Here is a 3,280-nt window from a genome sequence, read left to right on the forward strand (position 1 = left end):
CGCTGTTTGGGTTATTTCGGATTTATTTACCTTGCTGCCGATTTTTTCAGGCTCTACCAACAGGCTTGCCTCCTTGCCGTCCTTGTTCCTGACGGTTGTTTCTATACTTTCCGCTGTATATTTGGTCGCCGTTTCATTGCCGGTCTTTTCCAATTCGTCGTAATCGGGCGAGTCGTTGCTGTCGGGGTCTAACTCTTCTGTTTCGGCAACGCCGATAGATACTTCCCTGTGTGCATTGATTTGTATAATATCGGCATGGGAATAATTTACAACGTACATATAGCGGGTCGCCGCATCCGAAACGATTGTTACGTCCGAAAACAGGGTCGGGATAATCAAAAAGCCGCCGCTGTTGTCCTTAACGCCGGACAGCAATACGCCCTTGTGGATAACTGGCTCGGCGCTTGCCGTTTCTTCGGCAAACTCGCCCACGTCAATGGTTCCGCCGCAGTCTGCAAATTCTTCATCAGACGGGTCGTCGTGTATTTTGGCTACATAGCCGTGGATGAGCCTTGCCGTACCCACCCCACCCGTTCCGGCGGCGGACATATCGACACGTTCAATGCTTCGCCCCAATGCAATTTTGCGGATTGCTTCGCGTATCATCCGTTGGCTGTTTTTACTGTTTTCCATAAACAGGCGTTTTTATGGAAGAATAGGGAGAAACAGGTGGGAAAGTTCAAAAAGATAAAATAGTGATTATAACCGGAAAATTCGTATTTTTGTAATCGAATCTCCTGATGTGTTTTATACAAACAATAAAAAAAGGAGGTATTTATGATTAGGTACATTGACAGTAAGAAAATGGGGCGGGGACGGCACGGCTGGCTGGACAGCCATTTCCATTTTTCCTTTGCCGAATACTGCAATCCGGACAATGTCCGTTTCGGAGCGCTCCGCGTTTTGAACGACGATATTGTTCAGGCGGGTGAAGGTTTCGGTACGCACCCGCACCGCGATATGGAAATCATATCGTATGTTATCAAAGGCGAACTTTCGCACAAGGACAGCATGGGCAACGCCCACACGCTTACCCGCGGGCAATCCCAGTATATGAGCGCAGGAACGGGAGTAACCCACAGCGAATACAACCACACGGATAGCGAACTCCGTTTCGCCCAGATATGGGTTTTTCCCAATAAAAAGGCTTACAAGCCCAATTACGGCGATTACCGCTTCAAGCTGGAAGACAGGCTTGACAAATGGCTACCAATAGCGACATCTTATGACAATACCACAAATACCGCTCCCATAAAAATACATGCCGACATTAACATGTATGCTGCGATTCTTTCCAAAGGAAAACAGACAGATTTTCGGGTCGGAAGCGACCGTCAGGCATATTTGGTTTTGTTTGAGGGCGCAGCGACTGTAAACGGCATCCGCATGAATGAACGGGACGCTCTGGAAATCGTAAAGGAAGACATAAGCATTACGGCGGAACAGGAAGCGCATTTTGTAATTATTGAAATGGCGTTTGACGAGGAATGTTATAAGGAAAAATACAACGGAAATGAGGAACAGTACAAGGGAGAATAAATAAGGAAAGGATAAATTATAAACCCGGTAATATGTTAAACATAAGCTATTATATAAAACTCTTTTTCAATGAAGAGACCGGAAAAGAACGCTGGAGTTTAATTCCAAAAGAGGCTGAAAAAATTTGCAATAATAATTCTCCGGAAAAATGCCGGGAAATGGCAATGGAATATTATAATTGTGAATTATTTTATATTCAAATGCTGGCGGTATATATTATGGGGCTTATATCCCATAAAAATGAAAAGGTATTTACTTTCTTAAAAGACACGGTCAGTAAAAATTCTTCATGGCAGGTTCAGGAATTTCTGGCAATGGCATTTGATAATTATTGTAAAAATACCGGATATGAAAATTCATTGGGAATAATAAATGAATGGTTGAATGATAAAAATGAAAACATAAGAAGGGCTGTAACCGAAGGATTAAGGAACTGGATAAAAAGGCCGTATTTTACCGACAATCCGCAAGAGGCAATAGATATATTGGCAAAATATAAAACCGATGAAAGTGAATATGTAAGGAAATCTGTCGGGAACGCATTAAAAGATATAAGTAAAGCATACCCTGAGTTAATAAGAAAAGAATTGAATACATGGAAATTAGATACAAAGGAAATTACTCAGGTGTATAAATTGGCAAATAAAATAATGGATAAAAAATAATGAGGTCCGGCAGCGCGGCATATAACAGAATTGCAAACAGTTCAATTCCTAAGTAGTTTTTGCCCTTGAAATTTTGTAAGGTATGGTTATTTTCTGCCTGTACCCATTTGTACCGAAAGTCGTTGTTACTTCTTCCACAATATACACACCGTTTTTCGACGGGTTGCGGTCATCAATCAATTCCACCTGCACGGCGGTTGGCAGCCCGAAGTCCCCGAACAGGGTCAGGCTGCCGGTTATGCCGTTCAGGTTGTAGTTGCGGAAATACTCAATGGTTTCCTCCACCAATTTGTCGGACGTGATATTCATGTTCGGCGACATATACGGGACAATGGTATAAGTGGATAAATCCACTTTCGTTTTCGTGTCCGCACCCTTGGCTGTCTTATTCCCGGTTTTCTGCTGCTTGCGTTTACCTATCTGCGTGGCATTAACTGTTTGGAACTCCTTGCTGCCGGAAACCGCAGGGTCGTACTCAGGATTTAATCGTACCGTTACCTCAAAGAACTTTTCGTCACTGCCCAGCGCCTTGCCGGTAACGGCAAGGAATTTCGGGTCTGTTTTCAAAATCTTTAAATCATTTTGGGCTACATGGTAATCGAAACGGATTTTATAAGGAGCGCTTTCATTATCCGGGAATACCGGCTGCGACTTGGATGAGGAATAGGGGCGACCAATGGCAATGGCGGGCATTTCATCGGGACTGTTGGCGTCGTACTTCAAAAAGCAATAGACCTTGTACTTGCTCCATTCATTTAAAATATCGGCGACTGTAAAATTGTCCGTAACCTTGATTTTTCCTATTTCAATATCGAACTTCTTCGTGTCGCCGTGTATGGAAAAACCGGTATCTTTCAGCAAGCCGTACTTTTCGCCCAGCACGTCGTTTACTTTTGTCCCTTTCGAGGGCGTTTCAAACTTGGGAGCCTGCTTGAGCTTCAGCTTGTACGCCATGTTTTCACAGTTGATTTCAAAACCGCTGTCCGAATTGTAGGCGGTAATATACCCGTCGAACATGTTTTTTAAGTTGCCGTTGTAGCCGAGTTTGATATTGATTCGCTGTCCGATTTTGAAAG

General features: G+C 43.5%; 4 protein-coding genes. 2 read left to right on the top strand and 2 right to left on the bottom strand.

The annotated features are described in order from the left end of the window. The coding region (locus ACYPWY_RS15745) for a hypothetical protein (RefSeq protein WP_459686497.1) at positions 1 to 633 on the bottom strand (633 nt) is incomplete at its 3' end. Positions 634 to 777: 144 nt separating this feature from the next. On the opposite strand from ACYPWY_RS15745, the gene ACYPWY_RS15750 reads away from it, so the two are divergent. Continuing rightward, entirely contained in the window at positions 778 to 1,539 is a 762-nt protein-coding gene (locus tag ACYPWY_RS15750; RefSeq protein WP_459686498.1) for a pirin family protein, read from the top strand. Between the two features lie 32 nt (positions 1,540 to 1,571). Continuing rightward, positions 1,572 to 2,204, top strand: coding sequence for a DNA alkylation repair protein (locus ACYPWY_RS15755; protein ID WP_459686499.1), 633 nt, complete (start codon positions 1,572 to 1,574; stop codon positions 2,202 to 2,204). 48 nt (positions 2,205 to 2,252) lie between these two features. On the opposite strand, the gene ACYPWY_RS15760 is transcribed toward ACYPWY_RS15755, so the two are convergent. Continuing rightward, positions 2,253 to 3,280, bottom strand: a 1,028-nt coding sequence (locus ACYPWY_RS15760; RefSeq protein WP_459686500.1) for a hypothetical protein, incomplete at its 5' end; no start/stop codon positions are given.

Source organism: Viscerimonas tarda, assembly GCF_054601255.1.